Genomic DNA, 26,537 nt, shown 5'->3' on the forward strand with positions numbered 1-26,537 from the left:
ATGCCCATTTTATATAGATTCAAAAGTACAGTTTTATTGTTGTTTTTGATAGGTTCCTCGTGCAAGGGACAACAAAAAGAAGCGGTTTCGCCCTCTGAGCCCGCAATGGAAGTACAAGCTCCCATAAAAGTGGCTGCCAACCGAACTGAGGCCTATCTACCGCTTTTACAAGGAAAAAAAGTAGGTGTGGTCGCCAATCCCACGAGTGTTGTTTTTAATGATAAAGGATACACCCATTTGGTGGATTCCTTGCTTTCTTCGAATATTGATGTACTAAAAGTTTTTGCCCCTGAGCACGGATTTCGGGGTACGGCAGATGCAGGGGAACACGTAAAAGATGGTGTGGATACCCAAACGGGATTGCCCATTATCTCGCTTTATGGCAAAAACAGGAAACCATCAAAAGAACAACTGAGCGATTTGGATGTGGTTGTTTTTGATATTCAAGATGTGGGCGTGCGGTTCTACACGTTTATTGCTTCCCTGCAATTGGTGATGGAAGCCTGTGCCGAAAATGACGTTCCCATCATTGTTTTGGACCGCCCCAACCCCAACGGACATTATGTTGATGGCCCCACCATGATGGAGGAACACACCAGCTACTTGGGTCTGAACACGATTCCTTTGGTGTATGGGATGACGATGGGTGAATACGCAAAAATGCTGAATGGCGAAGGATGGCTGGAAAATGGCAGCAAAGCCGATTTGACCGTAATTGAACTGGAGAACTACACCCACGAGTCGGAATACCACTTGCCCATACGGCCTTCTCCCAATTTACCCAACGACACGTCCATTACACTGTATCCGAGTTTGGGACTGTTTGAGGGCACCAACGTCAATGCGGGGCGTGGGACGGAATTCCAGTTTCAGCGCTACGGCGCATCGTTTATGGACAATACTGCCTACGATTTTAGTTATGTGCCCGAGCCCAATTTCGGGTCCAAATACCCCAAAGAAGAAGGCAAAACCTGTTATGGTCGTGACCTGTCCGCTACGCCAAGAATGAACGAGATGACCATGCAATGGATCATTGATGCCTACAACAACACCTTGGACAAGTCCAAATTCTTTTTGACCGACGGATTTACCAAACATGCAGGCACTCCCCTGCTGCAAAAACAGATTGAGGAAGGACTCTCCAACGAAGAAATCAAGGCCACTTGGCAAGAGGATTTGGAAGGCTTCAAAAAAATTAGGGCGAAGTATTTGATTTATGATTGATTTATTGGGTGATTTCGTTATTCGTTATTTGTTGATGGTTAATGGTTGATGGGGTTTGGATAAAGGGTAAAAGGTTAAGGGTTGTTGGATTGTTCGATTTTTGAATGGTCAGTAGTCATCTTGTCACGCCCGCCTGAGGCTGGCAGGTAGCCGGAGGGGAATATGGATTATTCGATTGTTGGATGGTTCGATGGTCAGTAGTCATCTTGACACGAATTCCACTAATTTACACCAATGGAGCGCCGTGCCCTGAGTGGAGTCGAAGAAAAAGGGTTATTGGTCTTCAGGAAAGCGTTCTCGACTGCCTGCCTGCCGCAGGCGGGCGCTCGAACTGACAAGCGACGTATGTTCAATGTTAATTGTTAACTGCCCATTGACTTCTGACATCCGACTTCGCACCTCATACTTTTGACTTCTGATTGTTTGCCGACGTCTTATGTCTTGGTTCTTGAATCTTATATCTGATTTCTAAACTACTGGCAATTGGTAATTGTTCATTGTGAACTGCCAACACCCTACTTTTTCAAGGCACCCTATCCCTCCGTCGTAGGCCTTCGATACTTATGGAAAGGTTGCTTTAGCAATCCCTTGATACTACTGTTCTCCTTCTCGTCAGGAAAAGTATCCACGCCGTACACGATATTCTCGGGGTCCATGGACATATAGGTACCGAACAATCGGTCCCAAATGGAGAAGATATTTCCGTAGTTGGAATCGGTATAGGGCAATTGATAGTGGTGGTGCACTTTGTGCATATCGGGACTTACAATGAACCAACTGATAGCTTTGTCCACTTTTCTGGGCAAACGAATATTGGCGTGGTTGAACTGAGAAAACACCACGGACAGACTTTGGTACAGCATGATAATGCCGATGGGCGCCCCAACAATGACAACTCCTGCCAAAGTAAATGCATACCTGATCAAACTTTCCAAAGGGTGGTGGCGATTGGCCGTAGTGGTATCCACATTATGATCGGAATGGTGCACCAAATGAACCATCCACAGCGGTTTTACTTTGTGCTCCACCCAATGTGCCGCATAGGCCCCGATAAGGTCCAAGAACATTACACCAAGAAGCACGTAGAGCCACAACGGCATTTCGGGCAGCCAGTTAATGATTCCAAATTGGTTTTCCACCGCCCAATCCGAAGATTTCAGCAACAAAAACGCTAGCGGAAAATTTACGATTATGGTGGTCAACGTAAAAAAGAAATTAGGAACGGAGTGCCTCCATTTTTTATAGGGCACATTAAAGAGGGGCACGATTCCTTCCAAAATCCAGAAAAAAGTGATTCCTCCGACCAAAATTAGGCTTCGGTGCCAAGAAGGAATGCTCTCAAAATATGAAATCAACTGTTCCATTCCTTCAAATATAGCAAATCATTAAAATTTGATGGCTTTTTTCATCTCCTCCACAATGTTAAAAGCCGCAGGGCAAATCGCCACGTTTTTTAAAGTAAGATTGGAAATCTGCTGGAACTTTTTGTGGTCCGTATGTGGAAACTCTCGGCATGCTTTGGGACGAACATCATAAATGGAACAGTAATTATCAGCTCCCAAAAAAGTACAGGGCACACTTTGCAGCACATAATCGTTCTCTTCATCAACACGTAAAAATTCATCAATAAATTGGGAGGGTTTCATCCGAAAATGTTTGGCTATCCGCTCAATGTCCACATTGGTGAACAAAGGCCCCGTAGTCTTGCAGCAATTGGCACAGGTAAGGCAATCGGTACGTTCAAACTCGGCATCGTGCAGTTCTTGCATGGTATAGTCGAGGTCCTTGGGCGGACGCTTTTTCAGCTTGGCGAAGAACTTTTTGTTCTCGGAATGTTTCTCCTTGGCCTTTTGTGGTAAATCCCTGAGTATTTCATCCATAGCACAAACTTATCCATTTTAAACGTCATGCTGAACTAGTTTCAGCATCTCATCATCCAACTACTCTTCGTTGAGACCCTCAGACAAGCTCAGGGTGACGGGAATCTTTCATGCAAAACAAACTTATCCATTTTAAACTTTTCCAAGCAATTAAAGTCCCATCTTTGCACAAGCAAATTGTAGCTATGGCAGATGTTTTTGGACTGGCCCTAAAAGATTATCAAAATGGCCACTACACGGAAGACATAAAAACCTATTCATCTTTGGATGAGGAGGACGTGATTCCCATTCCCTATTTGTTCCGAACGTTTAATGAAATGCCCAAAATTGAGCAGAAAGCCTTACAACTAGCTCAGGGCAAAGTGTTGGATATTGGTGCCGGTGCAGGAAGCCATGCACTGTATCTTCAAAAAAAAGGTGTGGATGTCACCGCAATGGACAACTCCGAAGGATGTATTGAGGTAGGCAAGGATCGAGGACTGCAATATGTGATACAAAGCAATATTTTGGATTACTCCGGAGATAAGTACGATACTTTACTGCTATTGATGAACGGCATAGGCCTTGCAGGCAAACTTGCCAATTTAAGTCGCTTTTTAAAACATTTGGCTTCATTATTGCGACCCAATGGTCAAGTTCTGGTGGATTCCAGCGATATAATTTATATGTTCGAGCAAGATGATGACGGTGGTTATTGGATTCCGAATGATGGAAGCTATTATGGCGAAGTATCTTTCCAAATGGAATACAAAGGAAATAAAAGCGAGCCTTTCGATTGGGTCTATGTGGATTTTAATACCTTGCAAAACGCTTGCGAATCCAATGGTTTTAATTGCGAACTTGTAATTTCTGGTGAGCATTACGACTATTTAGCCAAGCTAACATTAAAAGAATAATAGATTCCCATCCAGGACGTTCTATTACATATTAGATTGTTATGAAAAAAATTGCCCTTATTGTTTTATGCAGCTTTGGCTTGTTCCTGAGCTGTTCCAAAGATTCTGACCTTACCTCTTCAGATTCCAGCGCAAGCTTAAATAAGGCGGGAAACCGTTTAGCGACCGGAGCATCCGCCAGAGATTTGTTGTCCAACGATAATTTTGATAAACTATTGATAGAGATCGACTACGTGACAGGCTTTGCCCCAACCGCTGAAGCCATCACCAACTTTGAGGAATTTCTAAGGGCAAGGACCTTCAAGGAAAATATTGAGTTCAAGTATACCGCCTTATCCTCTCCAAACGAAGAGAGCCTTACGCTCGACGAAGTCGTTGAACTGGAAAAAGAAAACCGGGACGAATTCAATTCGGGTTCCACCTTGGCCATCCATATTTATTTTGCAGATGCGCCCTCCGAAGGTGACGAGCAAAGCGAAGGATTGGTTACTTTGGGAGCCGTTTACCGCAACACCTCCATGGTCATTTATGAATCAACTGTAAAACAAATGGGCAACAACAGCACGGCCGTTACCGTTGCCGAAGTAGAGACCGCAACCCTTTTGCATGAATTTGGACATTTGTTCGGATTGGTCAACTTGGCCACGGAATCCGTAAACGATCATGAGGACGCAGAGGCAGATAACCATTGTAATGTGGAAGGATGTTTGATGCGCGCAGAACTTCAGTTTGGGGCCTCGTTGCTAAAGCAAATGCAGAAAAATGCTGCCAAGGGACTGGCTTCGATTCCAGATTTTGATGCTGAATGTATTTTGGACCTGCAAAAATATGGTGGGCGTTAGTCCCTCATCAAGGAATGTTCAGATACTTATGGGTCTGAAGTGATATTTTCCATTTTGGATGTTTCATCACATAATCAACGATCAGTGGCACCATTTTGTCCCTGACGCTCCATTCCGGCTGCAGGTAAAGAATACAATCCTTCCCAACTTGAGCGGCCTGTTCCTCAGCAAAGATAAAGTCGTGCTTATTGTACACGATTACCTTTAGTTCATGGGCTTTTTTATAAATCTCTCCCTCAGGAAGTTTGTTCTTTTTGGGTGATAGACAAATCCAATCCCAAATACCGGTCAACGGATAAGCACCAGAGGTTTCGATATGGATTTTCATATTCTTGGCCTTAAGGCCTTGGGTGAGCGGCCCCATGTCCCAAGTAAGTGGCTCCCCTCCGGTAATTACAATGGTGTCGGAGTATTGCTCCGCATGGGCAACGATGCTGTCTATGGAAGTAGGGGGATGTGTTTCTGCGTTCCAGCTTTCCTTGACATCGCACCAATGACAACCAACATCGCAACCTCCTACCCTAATAAAATAGGCAGCGGTTCCTTTATGATACCCCTCCCCTTGAATGGTATAAAATTCTTCCATTAGGGGCAGCATCAATCCCTTTTCCACCAAATCCATCACGTTTTCTTCTACCATGGCGCAAAGATAATCCACTTCTATGGTTTCACCTACTTTACGGCAATAACATCTATTTCTATGGAAGCATTTGCAGCAAGACCACTGGCTGCAAAAGTGGTCCTAGCAGGTTTTTTGGTAAAGTATTGGGTATATACTTCATTAAAAGAGGCAAAATCACCGATATCTCCTAAAATCACGGTACACTTTACCACATTGTCCAATGTCATATCATGCTGGGCCAGAACGTCCTTGATATTCATAATGGCCTGCTCGGTTTCCGCTTGGACACCACCGGCCACCAACGTTCTAGTAGTATGGTCCATGCCAATTTGCCCGGCCAAAAAGAACATATTACCGGCCTGCACCACATCGCTGAAAGGGGCGTTTTTCTTTTTGGCCTCGTGCGATTCATGAAAAATAAGCTCCGTACCATTTTGGGCATGGGAGGACATAATTGCCCCAATGACCAAAAGGAAGGTCATTAGATGGTGAAAAGGTTTCATAATCCTATTTTTAGTTTTGCTTAAAATTACCCTATTTTTATCGGAAATTGAATGTGATGGGCAACAAAGAAAAATTCTTTGAGCATATAGAGCAAGGGTATACCACAAAGGGCGATTACATTACCATGGGGGCCGGTATGCTGGATGGTGAGACAATGACCAATGCGTATATCAAAATCCCCCTAAAAACCATGAACCGTCACGGTTTGATTGCCGGGGCAACCGGCACGGGGAAAACCAAGACTTTGCAGATTTTGGCCGAAAACCTGTCCGACAAGGGCATTCCCGTGTTGCTCATGGATTTAAAGGGCGACCTAAGTGGTATCGCCCAGCCCAGTCCGGGGCATCCAAAAATTGATGAACGACACGAAAAAATAGGCCTACCCTTTGAAGCCAAAGGATTCCCAGTGGAAATCCTATCACTTTCAGAACAGCCCGGGGTGCGTTTGCGGGCCACCGTTTCAGAATTTGGCCCAGTCCTGCTTTCCCGTATTTTGGACCTCAGCGTAACCCAAGAGGGGATAGTTGCCGTGGTTTTTAAATATTGTGATGATAATAAACTGCCCCTTTTGGACCTCAAGGATTTTAAAAAGGTGCTACAATATGCCACCGGGGAAGGCAAGGACGAGTTCCAAAAAGCATACGGCCGCATTTCCACGAGTTCCACAGGCACCATTCTAAGAAAGGTCATTGAACTGGAGCAGCAGGGAGCCGATCTTTTCTTTGGGGAGAAATCCTTCGATGTTGAGGATTTGGTGCGTATCGATGACAACGGTCGTGGTTATGTGAGCATTATCCGATTGACGGATATACAGGACCGGCCAAAACTTTTCTCGACCTTTATGTTGAGCCTATTGGCAGAAATTTATTCCACTTTTCCGGAGCAGGGTGATAGTGACAGGCCAGAACTGGTACTGTTCATTGACGAGGCGCACTTGATTTTTGACAATGCTAGCAAAGCGCTTTTAGATCAAATTGAAAGTATTGTAAAATTGATCCGTTCCAAAGGAATCGGTCTTTATTTTGTGACCCAGAACCCTACGGATGTACCGGATGATGTATTGGCGCAGTTGGGATTGAAAATTCAACATGCGCTACGTGCCTTTACCGCAAAAGATAGAAAAGCCATAAAATTAACAGCACAGAACTATCCTATTTCCGATTTTTACGATACCGCGGAAATATTGACCTCGTTGGGAACCGGAGAAGCGTTGATTTCCGCCTTGGACGAAAAAGGACGACCTACCCCGTTGGCGGCTACGATGATGCGTGCCCCCATGAGCCGCATGGATATTTTAAGCGATTCCGAGATCAAAGATGTTTTGGACAGGTCTAAATTGATCAAAAAATACAATGAGGAAATAGACCGGGAAAGCGCGTACGAAATCCTAACGGAAAAAATTGAAATAGCAGAAAAAGAGGCCGAGAAAGAAGAAAAATCAACATCTCGAAGGTCCTCCAGTAGAAGAAGCACACGAATGAACCCCGTAGTCAAGGTTTTGACCAGTGCCACGTTCATTAGAGGGGTTTTGGGCGTATTAAAAAAAGTGATCCGATAATTTATATGAAAAAGACAATCAAAGTAATGTCCCTGATCTCGGGGATCGTATTTATGCATTCTTGCCAAAACAACACTACATTTTTGATTACAGAAACCAGTGTTGGCCCATTGACACAGAGCACCACCGTGAAGGAACTGGAGTCAACTTTTGTCCAGGATTCCATTGTAGCGGACACCGTTCGTATCAATTTGGGAGTTTCCCCTGAAAAATTTGAAGTCTATGAAAAAGGCGGCAAGCATCTCTTAACGCTAAAAGCAAATGCCGACAGTATCCCTACGATAGAAAATGTAAGGATCATGGATCCACGATATCTCTCAGAAAAAGGAGTTGGACTACAAAGCACGTTCAAGGATATTCAGAAAAATTACGAAATCAAAAAAATCGTGACCACACTGAACAGTATCGTCATCTTCCCAAAAGCCAGCAACCTTTATTTTACCATAGACAAGGAGGAACTTCCTGAAAATTTAAGGTTTTCGAATTCAGAAATTGAAGCTGTACAGATACCGGACGATGCCAAAATCAAATATTTGATGGTAGGTTGGGAATAATCCCCAAACAATTCCCCTAAATGAAAAAAGCGCTCAAAAAAATGATGCCTTTGGCCTATGGCCAATATTTTAACGCCTACAGCCTAGTTGACCCTAAAAAAGCTGCAGAAAGTGCCTTTCATGTTTTCTGTACCGTTAGAAAGGGAAGGGTTCGTCCGGAGCAAGCTCCTTATTTGGAAGAAGCAAAGCTTTCCGTGGAGGAGGTTGCCGGACACAAAGTGCAATCCTACCGATGGTCGGGGCAGGGAGACACTGTTTTGCTGGTACATGGCTGGGAAAGCAATACGTTCAGGTGGCGCAATCTCATCAAAAAGCTGCGTGAGGCAGATTTCAACATCATTGCTTTTGATGCGCCATCCCATGGATATTCTACGGGAAAATACCTTTATGTTCCCCTATACGAGGAGGCATTGAACCATATGGTGAACAAATATGTCCCTAAACATCTTATTGGCCATTCGGTGGGAGGAATGACCATTATTTACAACCAATATAAGAATCCCAGCGACCATGTTGATAAGATCGTCACCATTGGGTCCCCTTCGGAGTTTCACGAAATCGTGGAGCACTTTCAGGACCTATTAAAGTTCAATGACCGGATGATGGGTCATTTGGATGCGTATGTGCATCATAGGTTTGGGTTCCACATTCGTGAATTTTCAACCTCCAAATTTGTCCGGCACATTGATAAAAAAGGTCTGTTGTTCCATGATCGGCACGATAACATCACTCCATACCATGCCTCGGTTGCCGTGAACAAAAACTGGAAGGACAGCACCTTGATAAGCACCGAGGGGCTCGGACATTCCATGCACCAAGATGATGTGAACGATCAAATCATTTCATTTTTGGAGGCTTGATAAACTTGTCCTAATTTTCAGAAAAAATAGACCATGCAAAAAATAACCCCTTTTCACGTAGCCGTCCCCGTTCACAATATAGATGAGTGCAGAACTTTTTATCGTGATGTACTAGGATGCAAAGAAGGTAGAAGTGCTGAACAATGGGTAGATTTTGATTTCTTTGGACACCAATTTGTGATACACTACAAGCCTAAATCCGAGGAAGAAACACACACTAACCCTGTTGACGGGAAAAATGTCCCTGTTCCACATTACGGTGTTGTTTTGCCATGGGATACTTTTCAAACATTTTCGAAAGATCTTATCGAAAAGGGTATTGATTTTGTCATTGAGCCCTATATCCGATTTAAGGGCGAGCCCGGAGAACAGGCCACCATGTTCTTTTTGGACCCTGCCGGAAATGCCCTGGAGTTTAAGGCGTTTAAGGATATGGGACAATTGTTCGCCAAATAGCTCAGGCCAGATTAAGGCCTTTTCTGCGGATCCATAGGTGCGCAAATATCATATTTGGCACCCAGCAGAGCCAAGCCACTATTTTGTATGCCACTAGGAACTCTCCTAAAACAATGGTCAAAAACGGCAACCAAACTCGAAGGGTAACTGCGGCGAAGCAAGCGGCATAACTGTATATCATCATCCCTTGATGTAGGGACAAGTCCTTATTCCTGATAGCGGTGTATGCCCTAAATGTGGTGTACGCCCAAATTAGTCCCAAACTTATAAATCCCAAGGACGAGATCATTCCTCCGGTGGCAAAAAAACCAAGGTATATGCCACAAAAACTACTTATCAATGCGGACGCGACATATATTTTCCCAAGGTTTCTATGCATTTTAAGACGTTTGGCCCGCAACTTTTTCATAAACTGGGACCACCCTGTCAGCAAGGCCAGACCGCCAAAACTGATATGCCCATAAAAAGCGATTTTCCACACCATATTGGACAATACTTCACTAGGTTTTCCCATCAACAATCCAAAATCGTCACTAGCGAAAAGATAAGCCAAAGGGTACAAGCTTATTCCAACTGCCGAAGAAACAAAAAATATCCAAGCCAACTTATTTCTGACCGATCCAGCCATTTTGATTGATTTTGAAAGAGGTAAGTTATCGATTATTTCTCCATCAAAACAAGAATCTTGATGGTAAATCGTTATAAATGCAAGGATTAACGATTGATCCGAACCCAAATCAAACGGTTATGAAAACAATTTTACTATTGGTCACCCTTATCTTTTCCGCCATGGCAGTATCAAGCTGCACAAATGATGAAAGCGATACCGAATTGGAGTTCCTTAACCCTGAGGAGGAGCAACCTACGGGATTGCAGGTGGAACAGGAAAATGTAAATTAAGCATTGTGACGCTCTCTGGCCAAAAGCGTATTCTTTAGTAGCATAGCTATGGTCATAGGGCCTACTCCTCCCGGTACGGGTGTAATGTAGGCCGCCTTTTTGCTGACATTTTCGAAATCCACATCCCCTGTAATGTAATACCCCTTTTCAAGTGATTCATCGGGTACACGGGTAATTCCAACATCGATGATAGTGACTCCTTCCTTGACCATGTCGGCCTTTAAAAATTTTGGAACTCCCAACGCGGATATCACAATATCGGCCTGAAGCGTCAATTCTTTCAGGTTTTTGGTTCTACTATGGGCGAGAGTTACCGTAGAATTCCCTGGTTTTCCTTTCTGGCTCATCAAAATACTTATGGGGCGCCCTACAATATGGCTCCTCCCGATCACTACGGTATGTTTTCCATCAGTGTCCACATTGTACCGTTTCAACAACTCCATAATTCCAAAGGGAGTAGCTGATATGAAGGTTTCCATATGCAAGGCCATTTTGCCAAAGTTGGTGGGATGAAATCCATCTACGTCCTTGTCCGGGTCCACGGCCATCAATACTTTTTCTTCATCAATATGTTTGGGCAAGGGAAGCTGCACAATATATCCGTCGATATTGGTGTCCTTGTTCAGTTCCTCCACTTGTTTCAGAAGTTCTTCCTCAGTGGTTTCTTCGGGAAGATGAATCAATGTAGATTCGAAACCGATTTTTTTGCAGGAACGTACCTTGCTCCCCACGTAGGTGAGACTGGCACCATCGTTACCAACCAAAACAGCTGCCAAATGGGGTACTTTTTCGCCCCTTTCTTTCATTTGTGCCACCTCAACGGTGATTTCTTCTTTTATTTGATTGGATATTTTTTTTCCGTCAAGGATTTCCATATGGATCGTGTGGGTTTTACTACTGAATACTGACTAAAGTTATCTCATGTTCTGCATCATCTGCATCATCTTTTTGCCGCCTCCGCCCTGCATCATCTTCATCATTTTGCTCATTTGATCGAACTGCTTCAATAATTGGTTGACTTCTTGAATGGAGGTTCCGCTACCTGCAGCTATACGCTTTTTGCGACTGGCGTTCAATTTGGCCGGTGTAGATCTTTCATCGGGTGTCATGGAATGGATGATGGCCTCGATATGTTTGAATGCATCGTCATCAATATCCAATCCCTTGAGGGCTTTTCCAGCTCCGGGAATCATCCCCATTAGATCTTTCATGTTCCCCATTTTCTTGATCTGCTGTATTTGGCTCAAGAAATCGTCAAACCCAAATTTGTTCTTGGCGATTTTCTTTTGGATTTTTCTCGCCTCTTCTTCATCAAATTGTTCCTGTGCGCGCTCCACCAAGGAAACCACGTCACCCATTCCAAGGATACGGTCGGCCATACGGGATGGGTGGAAGACATCGATTGCTTCCATTTTTTCACCGGTACCAATAAACTTGATGGGCTTATCCACTACGGATTTGATGGAAATGGCGGCACCGCCACGGGTATCACCATCGAGCTTGGTAAGGATTACCCCGTCAAAATTAAGGACATCGTTGAAGGCTTTGGCCGTATTTACGGCATCCTGACCTGTCATGGAATCCACGACAAACAATGTTTCCTGTGGTTCTATTGCCTTGTGGATGTTGGAGATTTCCGTCATCATCTGTTGATCCACGGCCAAACGACCTGCGGTATCGATGATCACCACGTTGCATCCTGTGCTTTTGGCATGGGCAATACCTGCCTTGGCGATGGCAACAGGGTCGTTGTTATCGCGATCGGAATAGACCTCTACCCCTATTTGCTCACCAACCACATGTAACTGGTCGATTGCCGCTGGACGGTACACGTCACAAGCTACCAAAAGTGGCTTTTTTGTTTTTTTGTTTTTGAGGTAATTGGCAAGTTTACCTGAAAATGTGGTTTTACCAGAACCTTGCAGACCGGACATTAAAATCACAGAGGGATTACCGGAGAGGTCGATACCCTCGGCATCGCCACCCATAAGTTCGGTGAGTTCGTCCTTTACCAATTTCACCATCAATTGGCCTGGTTGAAGCGTAGTCAACACGTTCTGGCCCAATGCCTTTTCTTTGACGGTATTGGTAAATTCCTTGGCTATCTTAAAGTTTACATCGGCATCCAACAAGGCTCGTCGAACTTCTTTCAGGGTCTCCGCTACATTGATTTCCGTAATCTGACCATGTCCTTTGAGGACGTGAAGTGCCTTATCTAACTTTTCACTTAAATTATCGAACATATGTTCTTTGTTTTAAAGGAGGGACAAATTTAAGAATAATATAAAAGAAAAAGGACGGCTTTGGGGTGAGCCGTCCTTCTTTTGGAAAAAAAGATTGGGGAAAATTATTATGGTTTCTCGAATACCAATGTTTTTAGGGTACCATCGCCACTTTCATCGGTGAGCTCGATTCTTGTAGAGGTAATGGATACTACCTTCCAGTCTTCGGTCAATTCCGCAAGCTCGTCCATCGTATCAAAGTTGATGTAGAACTTAAGACCTTCCTCGGAATCCCTAAGCACCCTCCAGAGACCATTGATAATGGAATCTACACTTGTGGAGACTTCAATTTGGTGCATGGACATAAAATCAAAATCCATTCCGGCATAGGAAGCGGTGGTTTCCGCTGCTCCTTCTTTGTACAAAGCCACGTTCCACGGACCGGACAATGCTATATTTGTTATTTCGGTCACATCGCCATCGGTAACATCGGGACATACTTTGTTCAACACCATTTCGTAACCGTCTGGTTCCCATAAAAATTTGATGCGTGAATCCTTTAGATCATTGATGGGCCACTCAAACGTAATACCCGCTTCTGTCTCTATATTTATGGATACGGAAAGTATCATTATGCTGTTGTAACCAATTTCCCAAGTACCGGCCATAACATCTACTCCGTTGCTCAAGGTAACCGCGCCTTCGGCCCCAAACTGGAGTTCATATCCTAAAAGCCTATCGATTTCCTCGCCTTGGTTCTTCACTTTCTGAATCACCCAAGTACATTCTTGCAACCTGGCAAGAAGCCCTTCTGGGTCAAGTCCATCTTCTGGTACAATGTCACATCGTTTTTTGAGGACGACCTTGTTGCCGTTATCTTCATACAGTTTGATTACTCCTTCTTCCAATTGATATACATGCCATTGTAAATTAAAGTCAATCAGGGTTTCAAATTCCAAGCTCAACATTACACCACTATCTGTCATTTCAGTACTCCATGTACCGGTAACATCTGCGGTAGTGTAGTTGGACATTACGACGGTGCCATCATCGGAGAAGGTGAGCAATCTTTCAAAGTATTGGGTGGTATTGTCAAGTTCTTCGCGAATCACCTGTCTCACTTCCAAGGGGCAGGATGTCAAAAGTTCGTCCAGGCCTTCTTTTGAAAAATCATCGTCATTGTAATTGTTATCATCGTCCTCGTCGCATTCGTTTTTGGCCATTTCCAATGCTGCTGCAAGTGCTTCATTGCTTTCAATAAGGACTTCGGTACCATCGTACTTTTTTAAGGTAATCGGAAATTGAACGCTTATAAGTTGATTTTCTTCAAGTTCAGCAAAAAATATCCGCATATCCTTGTCGCTCTCAACTTGCGCCTCTCCTGACAATTGATTTTGAAGATCGAATGTGAACAGTGTAATCGGATATACAAAATCGATACATTCAATATCGTCATCTCCCCCTCCTTCTAGACATTCACGTGCCATCAACTGAAGTTCATCTTGGTTTTCGATGGTTATTTCGCTAAAATCGGAAAGGGTAATAGTAATTGGAAAAACAATGTCCAAGACGTTATCATCATCATCAAACTCATCAAAAATTTCTTCTATCACTTCCAAATCGCTTTTGGAATCAATGGTTACTTCCACTCCGTTGACATTTACGGTATAAGGAAACTGAACCGCAAAACAACTGGCTCCATCGACTATATTGTCATACGAGCCATCATTCGAAGATGTTTTCTGGATTAATACGGCGGTGTTGGAATTGGCAGATATGGTCTGTTCCTCATTACCGCCACCGATCTCTTCGTATTCTTCTTGGCAGGATGACACACCTAAAACAAGCACAACGATTGCTGCGCGCAACATGTTGTCAATCAACTTTTTCATAACAATTGAATTTTGGGGTTATAATTCAACCTTAAAACAACCTTCTCAAAAAAAACCCTACTTTACCTTGAAATTTTTCAAATATATTTGACCTATTAAACAAACTCCCATTCATGAGCAACGTATGCGAAGACCATATTTTCAGCGAAGTCTTTAAAAGCCATTCCAAAACGGTCTTTAATTATATTTATTACAAATTCGGAAACGAGGAAAAGGCTCATGATGCGGTACAGGAAGCTTTTGTAAAACTCTGGCAGAACTGTGCCAAAGTAACTCCCGATAAAGCAAAGTCCTACGTATACACGGTAGCCAACAACCTTTATTTGAATGTGATAAAGGCCGAAAAGGTAAGGTTAAAGCATGCCGACAGCCTTGTAAAGGATAGGACCAACGAGTCTCCCGAATTTTTGATGGAGGAAAAGGAATACAAGGAAAAATTGGACAATGCGCTCAATGCACTTCCCGACAATCAAAGGACCACTTTTTTGCTCAACAGGATCGATGGAAAAAAATACGCCGAAATTGCCGAAATGGAAGGGGTAAGCGTAAAAGCCATTGAAAAACGGATGCATTTGGCCCTCAAAAGTTTACGGGAACATATTGAAGGAATATAAAATTCAAATTTATTTTGATTTTTAGGTAGGGTATTTAAAAATGAAGTTGTTTAAAGAACGTAAAGCATAGAACCCATGCAAGAAAATTATTTGGCAAAATGGCTGAGCGGCGAGCTTTCAGAGGAAGAACTTCGGGAATTTAAAAGTTCCGAAGAGTATGCTTCCTACCAAAAGCTCAAAGAGGCTTCCGGTAAATTGGTGGCTCCTGAATTTGATGCCGATCAAGCGTTGCAGCGTTTAAAAAACGAGCATATCCAAAATGCACCAAAGGTGATTTCCTTGAATCCTTTCAAGAAATTCCTTAGGTTGGCTGCCGTAATCGCCGTTCTTCTTGCCGGTTCATACTTTTATATAAACACGCTCAACGAAAAAGTGACCACGGAGTTTGCAGAACGTTCCGAGGTCGTGCTCCCGGATAATTCAGAAATCTTTTTGAATGCAGATTCCAAAATATCCTACAGCGAAAAGAACTGGGAAAATAAAAGAAACATCGATTTAAAAGGTGAGGCCTTTTTTAAGGTGGCCAAAGGAGAAAAATTCACGGTTTCCACGGATCAAGGAACTGTGGCCGTTTTGGGAACACAATTTAATGTGGAAAACAGGAAAGGCTTTTTTGAAGTCACCTGCTACGAAGGTCTGGTGAGCGTAACCTATAACAACGACTCCATAAAACTACCGGCGGGAAATACTTTCTTGGTCATCAATGGTGAAATTGTTCCAACAGGAACACCAAATGGCAACCTGCCCTCTTGGATGAACAACGAAAGTAGCTTTGCAAGCATTCCTTTAAAATATGTTTTTGCAGAACTTGAAAGACAGTTCAATATTAAGGTAGCCACCAAAAATATAGATACAAATCTGTTATTTACAGGTTCTTTTAACAACACTGACTTAGAAATGGCGTTAAAAAGTATAAGTACCCCCTCCAAAACACGTTATAGAATAGACGGAGACAATGTACTTTTTTATGCTGGGAACACACCTCAATAAACATTTAGGCATCGTCCTTGGGTTTTTATTTTTCGTGCTCGGTAACGCCTATGCACAAGAAAAACAAGAATCCCCTATTGGCCTTGTGCCCTACATAAAATCTTTGGAAAACCAGTTTGATGTCAAATTTTCATATATCGATGAAGATTTGAAAGGAATTACTGTTGATGTACCCCAAAACCTGACCACCTTAGAGCAAATTTTAGGATACATTGAGACCGTCTTGCGTATAGAAACCCAAAAATTGAACGATCGGTACTATACGCTCTCTAAAAAAAGCAACGTATCCATCTGCGGAGTTGTGCTGGATAATTTTGCCGAGAATACCGTAATTGGGGCAACGGTAGAGGTATTGGGAACTGATACTGCCATTATTACGGACACCGATGGTACATTTTCCATGGATAATGTACCGCGCGAAGCATCCCTTAAAATCCGATACTTGGGTTTTATCACCAAATATGTAAAAATCGAATCGCTTTTACAGCAAAAGGGATGCGCAAGAATTCTTCTGGCCCAACATTATGAAGAATTGGAAGAGGTGTTTGTGTACAAATACCTTACCTCTGGAATCATAAAGGAAAAAGACGCCAGCATCACCCTGAATACCGCAGAGTTTGGAATCCTGCCCGGGTTGATAGAGCCGGACATACTACAGACCGTTCAGGCGCTACCCGGAATCAAAAGTATTGATGAAACCGTATCGGATATCAATGTCCGTGGGGGCACCAACGACCAAAACCTGATTCTTTGGAACGGCATTAAAATGTACCAGTCAGGGCATTTTTTTGGGTTGATATCCGCTTTTAACCCCTATCAAACAGATAAAGTGACCATTTACAAAAATGGCACACCTTCAAATTTTGGGGACGGCGTGAGCAGTGTCATTCAAATGGAAACGGGCAACTACATTCCAGAAACCTTCAAAGGTGGCGGTGGGTTCAACCTGATCAGCGGCGATGTTTATGGCGAAATTCCGGTAACCAACAATCTGGGCATTCAATTTTCCGCAAGACGCTCAGCCACGGATTTTTTGAGCACACCCACCTATAAACAATTTATCAATAGGGCATTTCAGGATAGCGAAATAACCCTTCAAAACAATAGTACGGTAGAAGACGAGTTTTTCCGGGACGAGGATTTTTTCTTTTATGATTTTTCAGGAAAGATTCTTTATGACCTCAACGAAAATCACAAAATACGATTGAGCGGTATCCACATCAAAAATAATTTGAGATTCGAGGAAACCAATCTTTCAACGGACGAGACCAACATCAGTTTGCTTAAGCAGGACAATATTTCCGTGGGCGGGCAATTACAGAGCCGTTGGACGGATAAGTTCTCTTCTCATCTTAACATATACTACTCCAGATACAACCTGGATGCCCAAAACGTTTTTGCGAACCAAGTCCAGCAATTGTTCCAAAACAACCAAGTCACCGAAAACGCGCTAAAATTGAACACCAATTACGTTTTCAACGATAATTTGAGTTGGGACAATGGGTATCAATATATTGAAACGGGAATAAAAAACTTTACCGAAATCAATCAACCTGACTTCTTCAGCAAAGTAATAGACGTTGCTCGAATCCATGCCCCATACACAGAATTTGGGTATAGTTCTTTTGAGAACAAATTCATTGGAAAAATTGGTGCCCGCTTTAACTTTGTGGAAAACCTGGACACCTTCAAAAAGCTTTTGATCGAACCCAGGATCAACCTTAACGTTAAGCTGGCCAATTATATCAGGGCCGAAGTGCTGGGCGAATTCAAAAGCCAGACTACCAACCAGATCATAGATCTGGAACAAAACTTTTTGGGCATTGAAAAACGCCGATGGATTCTCTCCAACGACAGTTCTCTTCCTGTCACTACGAGCAAACAGGGCTCCGTTGGGCTTAATTACGAGAAACGAAGTTTTTATGTGGGCATTGAAGCTTTTTACAAAAATGTAGATGGCATAAGTACCAGTACCCAAGGATTCCAAAACCCATACCAGTTCTCCGGCGAAATAGGAAGTTACGATGTTAAGGGAATTGAATTTCTCATCAACAAAAAAGGTGACAATTACAGCACATGGTTGAGCTACGCCTACAATAAAAATGATTACACTTTTGATTCCATTGTGCCACAATCCTTCCCGAACAATTTGGACATTAGGCACACAATAACATTTGCGAGTACCTATACCTACAAGAAGCTAAAGTTGAGCGTTGGACTTAACTACCGTACCGGAAAACCTTTTACCGAGCCCATAGCAGGAGAGGAAGGCCTGGATGAAGACTACAACCCTCCTAGAATCAATTACCAATCCCCGAACAATAGCAGGTTGCCTGAATATTTTAGGGCAGATGCCTCGGCCATCTACGATTTTTGGCTGGGAAACAATGTTCGAGCGAATGCCGGGCTTTCCATTCTTAATTTTACAAATCGAAAAAACACGCTCAATAAATATTACAGGGTCAACGAGGATGACGAAATTGAAACGGTCGAGAACTTTTCGCTGGGCCTCACGCCCAATGTAAGTTTTAGGGTGAGTTTTTAAATTTTGTAGATTTATAGAATCAATCTCCCCGATTCAGTAGCCTGAATCACCCCTCTTTTTCCAAGAGGGGAGCTTTTATATAGAGATTGATGAAAAAAAGAACCCATAACCGCAAAGAATTAGAAAACTACAGAAAAAAGTTACGAAAGAACCTAACCCCCGCCGAAGCTTTTTTATGGCGTTACCTCAAAGCCAAAAAACTACAAGGTAGACGTTTCAACCGTCAGCATAGCATCAAAAACTACATTGTTGATTTCTATTGTGCTTCAGAAAAATTGGTGATTGAATTGGATGGAGCCATTCACAATACATCCAATGCCCAAGAATACGACGCAAAGCGCACTCAGGTTATAAATGAACTAGGTTATACTGTAATACGGTTTGAGAATAAAATGGTGTTTGAAAACCTAGAATCCGTATTATCGGAAATTACTGAACATTTTAAACAAAACCCATAGGCTTCTCCCTTTTAAAAAGGGAGACTGAGAGGGTTCCTACATCCTTTCCGGAACATCAATACCCAGTAATTTAAAAGCTGATTGTATCACCTCACCCACTTTTTGGGACAACTGCACCCTAAAGTTTTTCTTCTGCCCATCGGTTTCCCCTAAAATGGATACCTGCTGGTAAAAGGAATTGAACTCCTTTACCAGGTCATACGTATAATTGGCAATCAATGCAGGACTAAAGTTTTCCGCGGCCAACTGAACCGTTTCTGGGAACAATTGAATTTGCTTCAATAACTCCTTTTCCTTCTCGTGCAAGTCCAAAGAGGTCTCGACTGCACTCGACCCAACATTGTCCGCCTTGCGCAAAATAGATTGAATCCTAGCATAGGTATACTGAACAAACGGCCCTGTGTTACCTTGAAAATCCACCGATTCTTCAGGATTGAACAGGATACGCTTCTTAGGGTCTACTTTTAAAATGTAATATTTAAGGGCCCCCAGACCTATGGTTCGGTACAATTGTTTTTTCTCTTCCTCGGAGTACCCGTCCAACTTGCCCAATTCTTGGGAAATGGAAGCCGCGGTATCTTCCATATTTTGTATCAGGTCGTCCGCATCCACAACGGTACCTTCCCTACTCTTCATTTTGCCGCTGGGCAGGTCCACCATGCCATAGCTTAGGTGGTATAATTGCTCCGCCCACGAATAGCCCAATTTTTTTAAAATGAGGAACAAGACCTTAAAATGGTAATCCTGCTCATTGCCTACCGTGTACACCATTCCGTTGATATCCGGATGGTCGGTCACCCTTTGAATAGCCGTACCAATATCCTGGGTCATATACACTGCTGTTCCATCGGAACGGAGTACGATTTTCTCATCCAAGCCTTCATCGGTCAGGTCTATCCAAACACTGCCATCCTCTTTTTTAAAGAAAACACCACGCTCCAATCCATCCTTAACCACATCACGACCCAACAAATAGGTATCACTCTCGTAGTAAAGTGTATCAAAGTCAACGCCCAAGTTTTTATAGGTGATATCAAAACCCTCGTACACCCAACCGTTCATTTTTTTCCAAAGTGCCACCACCTCATCATCACCGGCCTCCCACTTACGGAGCATTTCTTGGGCCTCCAATAAAATTGGCGCCTCTTTCTCTGCTTTTTCCTTCGGGGTTCCCGCCTCGGTCAATTCAGCAATCTGCTCTTTGTATGCCTTATCAAAAGCCACGTAGTATTTCCCCACCAAATGATCTCCCTTTAAACCAGAAGATTCTGGGGTTTCACCCTCGCCAAACTTCTGCCAGGCCAACATACTTTTGCAAATATGGATGCCCCGATCGTTGATGATCTGCGTTTTGTACACCTTTTTGCCCGAAGCTTTCAAAATCTCGGCCACGGAATAGCCCAAAAGATTGTTTCGGATATGGCCCAAGTGCAAGGGTTTGTTAGTATTGGGCGAAGAATATTCCACCATTACCGCATCATCGGACGCGGATTTTACGTAGCCAAAATCCGTTTCATCCAAAATGTTGTTGAAGAAGTTCAGGTAATAGCTGTCCTCGATAACAATGTTCAAAAAGCCTTGTACCACGTTACATTTGGACACCGCATCCATATGCTCCACCAGATACTCCCCTATCTTGGTCCCGATCTGCACAGGATTTCCCTTTACATGGCGCAACATGGGAAAGACCACAACCGTAATGTCACCTTCAAAATCCTTTCGGGTCGGTTGAAATTCCACGGTAGGCAGGTCAACTTGGTACAGTTGTTTTACTGCTTCGATCACATTCTGGGTCAAATCGTTCTGCAAACTCATCTAAAAAGGCTTTTCAGGGCGCAAAACTACGTATTTTTTGGCCTTTTCCCGCACTTAATCCCGATTGGTCCGCCGTAATTTGATTAATTTTAAGCATGCTGTTGAACGTATCCTACTCTGACAAAAATATTTCCAAAAAAATTGATGAAGCTGTTGGCAAACCCATGCCATTGAAAGAACGATGGGCCATGGGAGGCATTGGCTCCCCAAAATTGCTCATCACCGAGGCCAGTGTGGACATATACAACCTGTTGATTCTCGACAATAGCACCAACGCCTGCAATATTGAAATACGGCCCAACGGGATCATTGTTAGGTTCAGGGCCCGTTTGGAGACCTACGGCCTGATCATCCCCTATTATAAATTGAATGTGTACAAAGGGGATATCGCCATTTATTCCATTTATATGGACCAGTATTTCATCAAGGTACGGGCGGATACCAAGGCCATTCAAAAATTCTTTAAAAAATTGCTCGATCACCGAGCGGACAACCTGCCCACCAACATTGAAGACCTATGAAAATATTGCTTACCGGTGCCAACGGATACATTGGAATGCGTTTGTTGCCCAGACTTTTGGAAATGGGCCACAATGTGGTCTGTGCGGTCAGGGACGAAAAAAGATTGTCCGTGGATTCAAAGACCCGTTCCCAAATAGATATTGTGGAAATTGACTTTTTGGAAAATCCTGAAAACCAAAAAATCCCGAATGACATCGATGCCGCCTACTACCTTATCCATTCCATGACCTCGTCGGTGACGGATTTTGATGAAAAAGAAGCGCAGGCCGCAAAAAACTTCAATACCATTTTGGAAGGCACGCAATGCAAACAGGTCATCTACCTCAGCGGCATTGTAAACGACAAGGAACTATCCAAACACCTCAGTTCCCGAAAAAATGTAGAGGACATACTGTACAAAGGACCTTTTGACCTTACCGTGCTTCGGGCGGGAATCATTGTAGGTTCGGGAAGCTCCTCCTTTGAGATTATTCGAGACCTCTGCGAAAAGCTTCCTGTAATGATTACCCCAAAATGGGTGCTCACCAAAACACAGCCCATTGCCATACGCGATGTGATCCAGTTCCTTACCGAAGTGCTCGGCAACGAAGAAACCTACGACCAATCTTTTGATATCGGTGGGCCCGATGTGCTTACCTATAAGGACATGCTCCACGGCTATGCCAAGGTGCGGGGCTTTAAAAACTGGATTTTCACCGTTCCCGTGATGACCCCAAAACTATCTTCCTACTGGCTCTATTTTGTAACATCCACATCTTATAAATTGGCCATGAACCTTGTGGATAGCATGAAGATGGAAGTCATTGCCCAAGACAATCGCCTGCAAGAAATGTTGGGCATAGAAACTCGCACCTACGAAGAAGCCATTGATATGGCATTCAAGAAAATTGAGCAAAATCTGGTGATCAGCAGTTGGAAGGACAGTATTGCCAGTGGACAGATCAAGGAAGATCTGGAAAATTATATCCAAGTTCCCAAATACGGTGTTTTACAGGACAAAAAATCCATTTCCATAAAAGATGAGGACGCCGTTTTGGAGAATGTATGGCGTATTGGGGGCGAAACCGGATGGTACTACGGGAATTGGCTATGGAAATTCCGCGGATTTATGGACAAGGTAGTGGGCGGACCGGGACTGCGCCGCGGGCGTACCCATCCCTATAAAATTTTTCCCGGGGATGCACTGGACTTTTGGCGGGTGTTATTGGCCGACAAGAAGAGTAAACGTTTATTGCTCTTTGCCGAAATGAAAACCCCCGGGGAAGCTTGGTTGGAATTTAAGATCAAGGATGGGGTGCTGTACCAGACCGCAACCTTTCGTCCCAAAGGATTATTGGGAAGATTGTACTGGTACTCCGTGCTGCCGTTCCACCTCTTTATTTTTGGGAACATGATCCGGAATATTGCAAAAGTGTAAATACTCAAAGTAAAAACCTCTGTCACATCGAGCGCAGTCGAGATGTTTTCATTTGTTGGTCATCATTTTTTGGCATAAGATTTCTCGACTGCGCTCGAAATGACATTCCCGCTAACTCCTCAGCTGTTAAAATACTATTAACCCGTAGCGGGTATTCCGTTTTTCTTCGCACTTTGTCACAAAACTCCCAAAAATTCGTCTAAACAACAGGCAACCTCATCGCTAAAAAAGGTGTCTTGCTAATATAACCTTATAGAAACCCATGTTAAAAAGAAGAACCTTTTTTATTACCTGCCTTGCTTGCATTACGGGATTTTCCATGTTCGCCCAGACCATCAGCTCCCGATTGGTGGATGCCGAGACCAAAAAAGGGATTCCCTACGCCACCATACAGTATGGAGAGTACCAGGGAGTGATATCCAACGAGGAAGGATTGTTCAGTTTTGTGCTGGAAGAAGGCACCACCCCGCCCGATTCCATCTACGTGACTTCCATGGGCTACGGGAAAAAAGGCTTCACGCTGCAGCAGATGCAGGACAGTTTGGTTACCCTAAATGCGAAAGCCATTGAACTGAGCGGGGTCTATGTGTTCGACAAAGAGCTGGATGTGGACGACATCATCGATAAAATGATAGAAAACATTCCCAACAATGTGAACAAAGCTCCGGTAAAACAACGTTTTTTTCTAAGGAAGGCCGAACTGGCCCATATGCAAAAAGTGGATTTTGGATTTGAGGAATCCACCATCAAGGAACTGAACAAGGAACTCATGGACAGCATTTCCAATTCCATTCCCAAAAACGCATCCCACTATACCGAGAGTTTTGGCGACCTATACAAAAACAATACGGACTATAAGCTCAATATCATCAAGGCGGCGGACCTTTACGACAAGCGGGACGTGAGTTCCTTTGAAGAATTGGCGGAGCACATGGAGGATATTTTCAAAGCAAATGTAAAACCCGGCTCCTATCTCAAAATAAAATCAGGGATTTTCAGTGAAAAAATACAAGTGGACTCCATTTTGGACACCATGGACGATGAACGCATGGAACAGGCCAAAAAATTGAAGGCACAGGTAAAAAAAGACAGCGTTTCGGGCCTCACGGACAGCCAGCGCTGGCAGTTCAAGGAAATGCTTGGCCAATTGTACTATAAGGAGGATACCAAACTGGACCTCGTGGACAAAAACCGGAAGTACGAGTTTAAACTGGCCGGCTATTCCGATATTGGCGATGCCGGGGTATATGTGGTAGATTTTTGGCCCAAGCGAAGCAGCGCCGATTTTAAGGGACGCCTCTACATCAACATTGAGGATTTTGCCGTAATGCGATTGGACTTTACCAACACCCAACGCCTCAGAAATTTCAGATTATTGGGCATTACCTATCGCGAAACCGTGTACAAGGGCACCATGCGGTTTGCCAAACTGCCCAATGGCAAGTACGACCTCCAGTTTATGGAATTGGCCGATGGCAAGTTCTTTGGGGTGGACAGACCGTTAAAGGTGGTGGAAAAGAACAAACACGTAAAAGGCCGCCGCAAGCAGAACGAATTGAAGCTAAACATTGACTTCCAGATGAACATTACCTCCAAATGGGAGTTGGTGGTATTCAACCAAAACGAAATTGCCGAAAACGAGTTCAAGTCCTTTAAAGAGGACAAAACCGTTAGGGCCACCTATATGCCACGGTACGACCCCGAATTCTGGAAAGGCTATACCATTATGGAGCCCAACCAGGCCATTCGCGGATTTACGGCCGAGGAGGAAGATTAGTTATGAGTTTTGGGTTAAGAGTTCTGAGTTTCCAAACTACAAATTTGTGATAAAGGGACTTCCAAAGCTTGGCTTATGCGGTACAAGGTATGAATCGTGGCATTTGTTCTACCCTTCTCTATTCTTGAAATATTCGTTGTATCAATTTGAGCTTCAATTTTGCCCACTAAATCTACTTGGGTATAGCCTTTTTCCAGCCTTGCTTTTTTGACATTTTCCCCGATTTTCTTTAAAACTTCCGTCCTTTCCATACTTGCCATATTTGACAAGTCAAGAAAAGGCTTATATTTACGGGTATAAATGCCATATATGGCAAGTTTTGGTTTGATATGGAGCATAGTGAGGTTTTAACAAATTGGATTGAAGACTGGTACGGTTCTCCTGAAGAATTGGCCAAAGTGTTGGATTTGGCGCTGGAAATGCTGTTTTATTTGGAAGAAGACACATTTGACCGTAAAGAGATACACGAAGTGGTCGCTGCGCTTAGGGGGATTGTGGTGGGGTTGAGGTCAGGCAACTTTTAATAGGTTAAATAATTTTATTAAAATGGTAAATCATCATCTTCTTCTTCAATTGATTTTTCGATGACCTCTTCAATTTCTTTTTGAGTGATGTCCCGCTCTTTAAAGTTAAATTTCAATTCACATGAACTCTCAATGGGTTGTAAAATATTATCTGAAAACATCGTAATAGTAAATTCGAGTGTTATAGAATCTTTTGGGAACAAAAACATCAGGTTATCCAAAACTTTAATTTTATCTGGGAGCAATGTAAATGGTTTTATATTAAACTCCCAAGTCGTACCTGATGTTTGAACATAGTTATTATCAAAAAGCTTTCTAATCTCATTTTGATTTTCCTCCCTCATTAAGTATTCAATTTGATAATATGGTATGGACATACTCTCATATGAATTAAGGTTTTCTAGATTCAAGACATCTGCTTTGGATGCCTTCATCTTCAAAACAATATTTACATTACCAAATATTCTCTTACCATTATTTTTAATACCAAGGACAATAGGCATATTATTCCTTCTGTCAAGAAATTTATGTAAACTTCGTCTAAGCAATGATTTATTCTGAGCCTTTTTTAACAACTCTGTTTCCTTCTTTATATCGATTTTAATTCTCTCAATATCAAGTTCAAGTTTATCATTCAGTAGTTTCCCAGACTTTTTATCAATAAATGAAAATTTAATTAATTCCTCTCCAATATCTTTCTTCTCTTGAAGCTCCCTTATTTTCATTTCTAATTGCCGGGATAGCTTATCCCTAAAATCAACAATCGAGTTAAAATTTTCAACCAAAGCAGTACTATACACTTCATCTTTAAATTGATTTAATGCTTCTAACTGTTTAAGATTAATCTGTGAAGGATCTTTTCCCCTTTTAGAGAAATATAACATTACTGGTTTACCTGCCTTAGAAACTCTTTTTATTTCTTCAATAGTTCCTCCAAGTTCAACTCCTGTCGGCGTTCCAAGTTTAGTCCAAAAAAAGCCAATTAGTAAATCACAATCATCCACTAGTTGACTATTGATTGCCTCCTGAGGACGCACACCATATGCAGGAGAAGAATGTGTTTCCCATCTTACAGGAAGTAAGACTATTTTTTTATTAAATGAATTTAAATCATTCCAATCCTGAATAATTCTTGACACCACTTCTCTTTCTTCTTGGACATCTGATGGAGATGCAATCAATATCCTGTATACAATTGATTCGTATGACATGCTTATCTGATGATTAAAATAGAATATTGTGTTATGAAAACTAATATACTTTTTTTGTTAGAAATTACTTACGCTTTTCCATAATAGGCAGAAAAACCTGTTGTATGGTGTGTACTTGCTGAGCAAAGTGGAACTAAAGTACAGAATATCAATGGTTTGATGGAATGCTAAAAACAATCCCGTCCCGATAGCTATCGGGAGTTATCGGGACAGCATGACGTGGGCGTCATTTCGACATGAGATGCAAAGCATCG

At 42.8% G+C, this 26,537-nt stretch carries 27 protein-coding genes; 16 read left to right on the forward strand and 11 right to left on the reverse strand.

Annotated elements, in window-relative coordinates; all coding sequences use genetic code 11:
* Nucleotides 1–1,224, forward strand: a complete 1,224-nt coding sequence (locus SD449_RS15590) for an exo-beta-N-acetylmuramidase NamZ family protein (protein ID WP_318311846.1) — start codon at nt 1–3, stop codon at nt 1,222–1,224.
* Between the two features lie 533 nt (nt 1,225–1,757).
* Here SD449_RS15590 and SD449_RS15595 read toward each other — a convergent pair.
* Entirely contained in the window at nt 1,758–2,588 is an 831-nt protein-coding gene (locus SD449_RS15595) for a sterol desaturase family protein (RefSeq protein WP_318311847.1), read from the reverse strand.
* A gap of 21 nt (nt 2,589–2,609) precedes the next feature.
* On the reverse strand, nt 2,610–3,104 hold the full coding sequence (locus SD449_RS15600) for a YkgJ family cysteine cluster protein (RefSeq protein WP_318311848.1): 495 nt from the start codon (nt 3,102–3,104) through the stop codon (nt 2,610–2,612).
* Between the two features lie 185 nt (nt 3,105–3,289).
* On the opposite strand from SD449_RS15600, the gene SD449_RS15605 reads away from it, so the two are divergent.
* Together SD449_RS15605 and SD449_RS15610 are read left to right on the forward strand one after the other, a co-directional pair.
* On the forward strand, nt 3,290–4,000 hold the full coding sequence (locus SD449_RS15605; protein WP_318311850.1) for a class I SAM-dependent methyltransferase: 711 nt from the start codon (nt 3,290–3,292) through the stop codon (nt 3,998–4,000).
* A gap of 41 nt (nt 4,001–4,041) precedes the next feature.
* The gene (locus tag SD449_RS15610) at nt 4,042–4,842 is read left to right on the forward strand and encodes a hypothetical protein (RefSeq protein WP_318311851.1); all 801 of its coding nucleotides are present in this window, start codon (nt 4,042–4,044) and stop codon (nt 4,840–4,842) included.
* A gap of 7 nt (nt 4,843–4,849) precedes the next feature.
* On the opposite strand, the gene SD449_RS15615 is transcribed toward SD449_RS15610, so the two are convergent.
* Nucleotides 4,850–5,482, reverse strand: a complete 633-nt coding sequence (locus tag SD449_RS15615; protein WP_318312109.1) for a 7-carboxy-7-deazaguanine synthase QueE — start codon at nt 5,480–5,482, stop codon at nt 4,850–4,852.
* Nucleotides 5,483–5,514: 32 nt separating this feature from the next.
* A complete protein-coding gene (locus SD449_RS15620) occupies nt 5,515–5,967 on the reverse strand; it encodes a Rid family detoxifying hydrolase (RefSeq protein ID WP_318311852.1) in 453 nt (150 codons plus the stop codon).
* A gap of 56 nt (nt 5,968–6,023) precedes the next feature.
* Between SD449_RS15620 and SD449_RS15625 the strand changes: the two genes are divergently transcribed.
* The 4 genes from SD449_RS15625 to SD449_RS15640 are packed head-to-tail and all read left to right on the forward strand — an operon-like array spanning nt 6,024 to nt 9,396.
* Nucleotides 6,024–7,526: a helicase HerA-like domain-containing protein gene (locus SD449_RS15625; protein ID WP_318311853.1), complete on the forward strand. Its 1,503-nt coding sequence runs from the start codon at nt 6,024–6,026 to the stop codon at nt 7,524–7,526.
* 5 nt (nt 7,527–7,531) lie between these two features.
* Nucleotides 7,532–8,080, forward strand: a complete 549-nt coding sequence (locus tag SD449_RS15630; RefSeq protein ID WP_318311855.1) for a hypothetical protein — start codon at nt 7,532–7,534, stop codon at nt 8,078–8,080.
* Nucleotides 8,081–8,100: 20 nt separating this feature from the next.
* Nucleotides 8,101–8,940: an alpha/beta fold hydrolase gene (locus SD449_RS15635; RefSeq protein WP_318311856.1), complete on the forward strand. Its 840-nt coding sequence runs from the start codon at nt 8,101–8,103 to the stop codon at nt 8,938–8,940.
* 33 nt (nt 8,941–8,973) lie between these two features.
* Nucleotides 8,974–9,396 carry a VOC family protein gene (locus tag SD449_RS15640; RefSeq protein ID WP_318311857.1) on the forward strand — a complete coding sequence of 141 codons (423 nt, stop codon included), beginning with the start codon at nt 8,974–8,976 and terminating at the stop codon, nt 9,394–9,396.
* A 1-nt stretch (nt 9,397) separates the two neighbouring features.
* Here SD449_RS15640 and SD449_RS15645 read toward each other — a convergent pair whose 3' ends face one another.
* On the reverse strand, nt 9,398–10,024 hold the full coding sequence (locus SD449_RS15645) for a DUF2306 domain-containing protein (RefSeq protein ID WP_318311859.1): 627 nt from the start codon (nt 10,022–10,024) through the stop codon (nt 9,398–9,400).
* A 119-nt stretch (nt 10,025–10,143) separates the two neighbouring features.
* Here SD449_RS15645 and SD449_RS15650 point away from each other — a divergent pair, with 119 nt between their 5' ends.
* A complete protein-coding gene (locus SD449_RS15650; protein ID WP_318311861.1) occupies nt 10,144–10,296 on the forward strand; it encodes a hypothetical protein in 153 nt (50 codons plus the stop codon).
* Here SD449_RS15650 and folD read toward each other — a convergent pair.
* From folD to SD449_RS15665, 3 genes are all read right to left on the reverse strand, one after another.
* On the reverse strand, nt 10,293–11,171 hold the full coding sequence (gene folD, locus SD449_RS15655; RefSeq protein ID WP_318311862.1) for a bifunctional methylenetetrahydrofolate dehydrogenase/methenyltetrahydrofolate cyclohydrolase FolD: 879 nt from the start codon (nt 11,169–11,171) through the stop codon (nt 10,293–10,295). The two genes, SD449_RS15650 and folD, sit on opposite strands and share 4 nt — an antisense overlap.
* A 39-nt stretch (nt 11,172–11,210) precedes the next feature.
* Entirely contained in the window at nt 11,211–12,539 is a 1,329-nt protein-coding gene (gene ffh / locus SD449_RS15660) for a signal recognition particle protein (RefSeq protein WP_318311864.1), read from the reverse strand.
* 107 nt (nt 12,540–12,646) lie between these two features.
* Nucleotides 12,647–14,410 (reverse strand): hypothetical protein, encoded by a 1,764-nt coding sequence (locus SD449_RS15665; protein WP_318311865.1) that lies wholly within the window; start codon nt 14,408–14,410, stop codon nt 12,647–12,649.
* A gap of 113 nt (nt 14,411–14,523) precedes the next feature.
* Between SD449_RS15665 and SD449_RS15670 the strand changes: the two genes are divergently transcribed.
* The 4 genes from SD449_RS15670 (at nt 14,524) to SD449_RS15685 (ending at nt 19,017) form a co-directional block, all read left to right on the forward strand.
* Nucleotides 14,524–15,024, forward strand: a complete 501-nt coding sequence (locus SD449_RS15670; RefSeq protein ID WP_318311866.1) for an RNA polymerase sigma factor — start codon at nt 14,524–14,526, stop codon at nt 15,022–15,024.
* A gap of 75 nt (nt 15,025–15,099) precedes the next feature.
* Nucleotides 15,100–16,014 carry a FecR family protein gene (locus tag SD449_RS15675; RefSeq protein ID WP_318311867.1) on the forward strand — a complete coding sequence of 305 codons (915 nt, stop codon included), beginning with the start codon at nt 15,100–15,102 and terminating at the stop codon, nt 16,012–16,014.
* Entirely contained in the window at nt 15,992–18,559 is a 2,568-nt protein-coding gene (locus tag SD449_RS15680; protein WP_318311868.1) for a TonB-dependent receptor, read from the forward strand. Before SD449_RS15675 ends, SD449_RS15680 begins: the two co-directional genes overlap by 23 nt.
* A gap of 89 nt (nt 18,560–18,648) precedes the next feature.
* Entirely contained in the window at nt 18,649–19,017 is a 369-nt protein-coding gene (locus tag SD449_RS15685) for an endonuclease domain-containing protein (protein ID WP_318311870.1), read from the forward strand.
* A 36-nt stretch (nt 19,018–19,053) separates the two neighbouring features.
* On the opposite strand, the gene argS is transcribed toward SD449_RS15685, so the two are convergent.
* Nucleotides 19,054–20,832, reverse strand: a complete 1,779-nt coding sequence (gene argS, locus SD449_RS15690) for an arginine--tRNA ligase (RefSeq protein ID WP_318311871.1) — start codon at nt 20,830–20,832, stop codon at nt 19,054–19,056.
* Between the two features lie 95 nt (nt 20,833–20,927).
* On the opposite strand from argS, the gene SD449_RS15695 reads away from it, so the two are divergent.
* The 3 genes from SD449_RS15695 (at nt 20,928) to SD449_RS15705 (ending at nt 24,548) form a co-directional block, all read left to right on the forward strand.
* Nucleotides 20,928–21,353 carry a hypothetical protein gene (locus SD449_RS15695; RefSeq protein WP_318311873.1) on the forward strand — a complete coding sequence of 142 codons (426 nt, stop codon included), beginning with the start codon at nt 20,928–20,930 and terminating at the stop codon, nt 21,351–21,353.
* Nucleotides 21,350–22,771, forward strand: a complete 1,422-nt coding sequence (locus SD449_RS15700) for an SDR family oxidoreductase (protein WP_318311875.1) — start codon at nt 21,350–21,352, stop codon at nt 22,769–22,771. The genes SD449_RS15695 and SD449_RS15700 overlap by 4 nt, the downstream gene beginning before the upstream one ends.
* A gap of 262 nt (nt 22,772–23,033) precedes the next feature.
* Nucleotides 23,034–24,548: a carboxypeptidase-like regulatory domain-containing protein gene (locus SD449_RS15705; RefSeq protein WP_318311876.1), complete on the forward strand. Its 1,515-nt coding sequence runs from the start codon at nt 23,034–23,036 to the stop codon at nt 24,546–24,548.
* 14 nt (nt 24,549–24,562) lie between these two features.
* On the opposite strand, the gene SD449_RS15710 is transcribed toward SD449_RS15705, so the two are convergent.
* Nucleotides 24,563–24,808 carry a helix-turn-helix domain-containing protein gene (locus tag SD449_RS15710; RefSeq protein WP_318311877.1) on the reverse strand — a complete coding sequence of 82 codons (246 nt, stop codon included), beginning with the start codon at nt 24,806–24,808 and terminating at the stop codon, nt 24,563–24,565.
* Between the two features lie 69 nt (nt 24,809–24,877).
* Here SD449_RS15710 and SD449_RS15715 point away from each other — a divergent pair, with 69 nt between their 5' ends.
* A complete protein-coding gene (locus SD449_RS15715) occupies nt 24,878–25,072 on the forward strand; it encodes a hypothetical protein (protein ID WP_318311878.1) in 195 nt (64 codons plus the stop codon).
* A 17-nt stretch (nt 25,073–25,089) separates the two neighbouring features.
* Here the strand turns inward: SD449_RS15715 and SD449_RS15720 are convergent, their stop codons facing one another.
* Complete coding sequence (locus tag SD449_RS15720) at nt 25,090–26,283, reverse strand: hypothetical protein (protein WP_318311879.1); 1,194 nt, start codon at nt 26,281–26,283, stop codon at nt 25,090–25,092.
* Nucleotides 26,284–26,537: the final 254 nt, after the last annotated feature.

It is taken from the genome of Flagellimonas crocea (assembly GCF_033441595.1).
GTDB lineage: Bacteria > Bacteroidota > Bacteroidia > Flavobacteriales > Flavobacteriaceae > Flagellimonas > Flagellimonas crocea.

Bases quoted from the DNA above. Each gene is read 5' to 3' on its own strand.
- SD449_RS15675 (WP_318311867.1), top strand. From the start codon at position 15,100: ATGCAAGAAAATTATTTGGCAAAATGGCTGAGCGGCGAGCTTTCAGAG.
- SD449_RS15625 (WP_318311853.1), top strand. From the start codon at position 6,024: ATGGGCAACAAAGAAAAATTCTTTGAGCATATAGAGCAAGGGTATACC.
- SD449_RS15650 (WP_318311861.1), top strand. From the start codon at position 10,144: ATGAAAACAATTTTACTATTGGTCACCCTTATCTTTTCCGCCATGGCA.
- SD449_RS15635 (WP_318311856.1), top strand. From the start codon at position 8,101: ATGAAAAAAGCGCTCAAAAAAATGATGCCTTTGGCCTATGGCCAATAT.
- SD449_RS15665 (WP_318311865.1), bottom strand. From the start codon at position 14,410: ATGAAAAAGTTGATTGACAACATGTTGCGCGCAGCAATCGTTGTGCTT.
- SD449_RS15605 (WP_318311850.1), top strand. From the start codon at position 3,290: ATGGCAGATGTTTTTGGACTGGCCCTAAAAGATTATCAAAATGGCCAC.
- SD449_RS15700 (WP_318311875.1), top strand. From the start codon at position 21,350: ATGAAAATATTGCTTACCGGTGCCAACGGATACATTGGAATGCGTTTG.
- SD449_RS15600 (WP_318311848.1), bottom strand. From the start codon at position 3,104: ATGGATGAAATACTCAGGGATTTACCACAAAAGGCCAAGGAGAAACAT.
- SD449_RS15615 (WP_318312109.1), bottom strand. From the start codon at position 5,482: ATGGTAGAAGAAAACGTGATGGATTTGGTGGAAAAGGGATTGATGCTG.
- SD449_RS15670 (WP_318311866.1), top strand. From the start codon at position 14,524: ATGAGCAACGTATGCGAAGACCATATTTTCAGCGAAGTCTTTAAAAGC.
- folD (WP_318311862.1), bottom strand. From the start codon at position 11,171: ATGGAAATCCTTGACGGAAAAAAAATATCCAATCAAATAAAAGAAGAA.
- SD449_RS15610 (WP_318311851.1), top strand. From the start codon at position 4,042: ATGAAAAAAATTGCCCTTATTGTTTTATGCAGCTTTGGCTTGTTCCTG.
- SD449_RS15620 (WP_318311852.1), bottom strand. From the start codon at position 5,967: ATGAAACCTTTTCACCATCTAATGACCTTCCTTTTGGTCATTGGGGCA.
- SD449_RS15680 (WP_318311868.1), top strand. From the start codon at position 15,992: ATGCTGGGAACACACCTCAATAAACATTTAGGCATCGTCCTTGGGTTT.
- SD449_RS15705 (WP_318311876.1), top strand. From the start codon at position 23,034: ATGTTAAAAAGAAGAACCTTTTTTATTACCTGCCTTGCTTGCATTACG.
- ffh (WP_318311864.1), bottom strand. From the start codon at position 12,539: ATGTTCGATAATTTAAGTGAAAAGTTAGATAAGGCACTTCACGTCCTC.
- SD449_RS15695 (WP_318311873.1), top strand. From the start codon at position 20,928: ATGCTGTTGAACGTATCCTACTCTGACAAAAATATTTCCAAAAAAATT.
- SD449_RS15710 (WP_318311877.1), bottom strand. From the start codon at position 24,808: ATGGCAAGTATGGAAAGGACGGAAGTTTTAAAGAAAATCGGGGAAAAT.
- SD449_RS15640 (WP_318311857.1), top strand. From the start codon at position 8,974: ATGCAAAAAATAACCCCTTTTCACGTAGCCGTCCCCGTTCACAATATA.
- SD449_RS15590 (WP_318311846.1), top strand. From the start codon at position 1: ATGCCCATTTTATATAGATTCAAAAGTACAGTTTTATTGTTGTTTTTG.
- SD449_RS15685 (WP_318311870.1), top strand. From the start codon at position 18,649: ATGAAAAAAAGAACCCATAACCGCAAAGAATTAGAAAACTACAGAAAA.
- argS (WP_318311871.1), bottom strand. From the start codon at position 20,832: ATGAGTTTGCAGAACGATTTGACCCAGAATGTGATCGAAGCAGTAAAA.
- SD449_RS15630 (WP_318311855.1), top strand. From the start codon at position 7,532: ATGAAAAAGACAATCAAAGTAATGTCCCTGATCTCGGGGATCGTATTT.
- SD449_RS15720 (WP_318311879.1), bottom strand. From the start codon at position 26,283: ATGTCATACGAATCAATTGTATACAGGATATTGATTGCATCTCCATCA.
- SD449_RS15595 (WP_318311847.1), bottom strand. From the start codon at position 2,588: ATGGAACAGTTGATTTCATATTTTGAGAGCATTCCTTCTTGGCACCGA.
- SD449_RS15645 (WP_318311859.1), bottom strand. From the start codon at position 10,024: ATGGCTGGATCGGTCAGAAATAAGTTGGCTTGGATATTTTTTGTTTCT.
- SD449_RS15715 (WP_318311878.1), top strand. From the start codon at position 24,878: ATGGAGCATAGTGAGGTTTTAACAAATTGGATTGAAGACTGGTACGGT.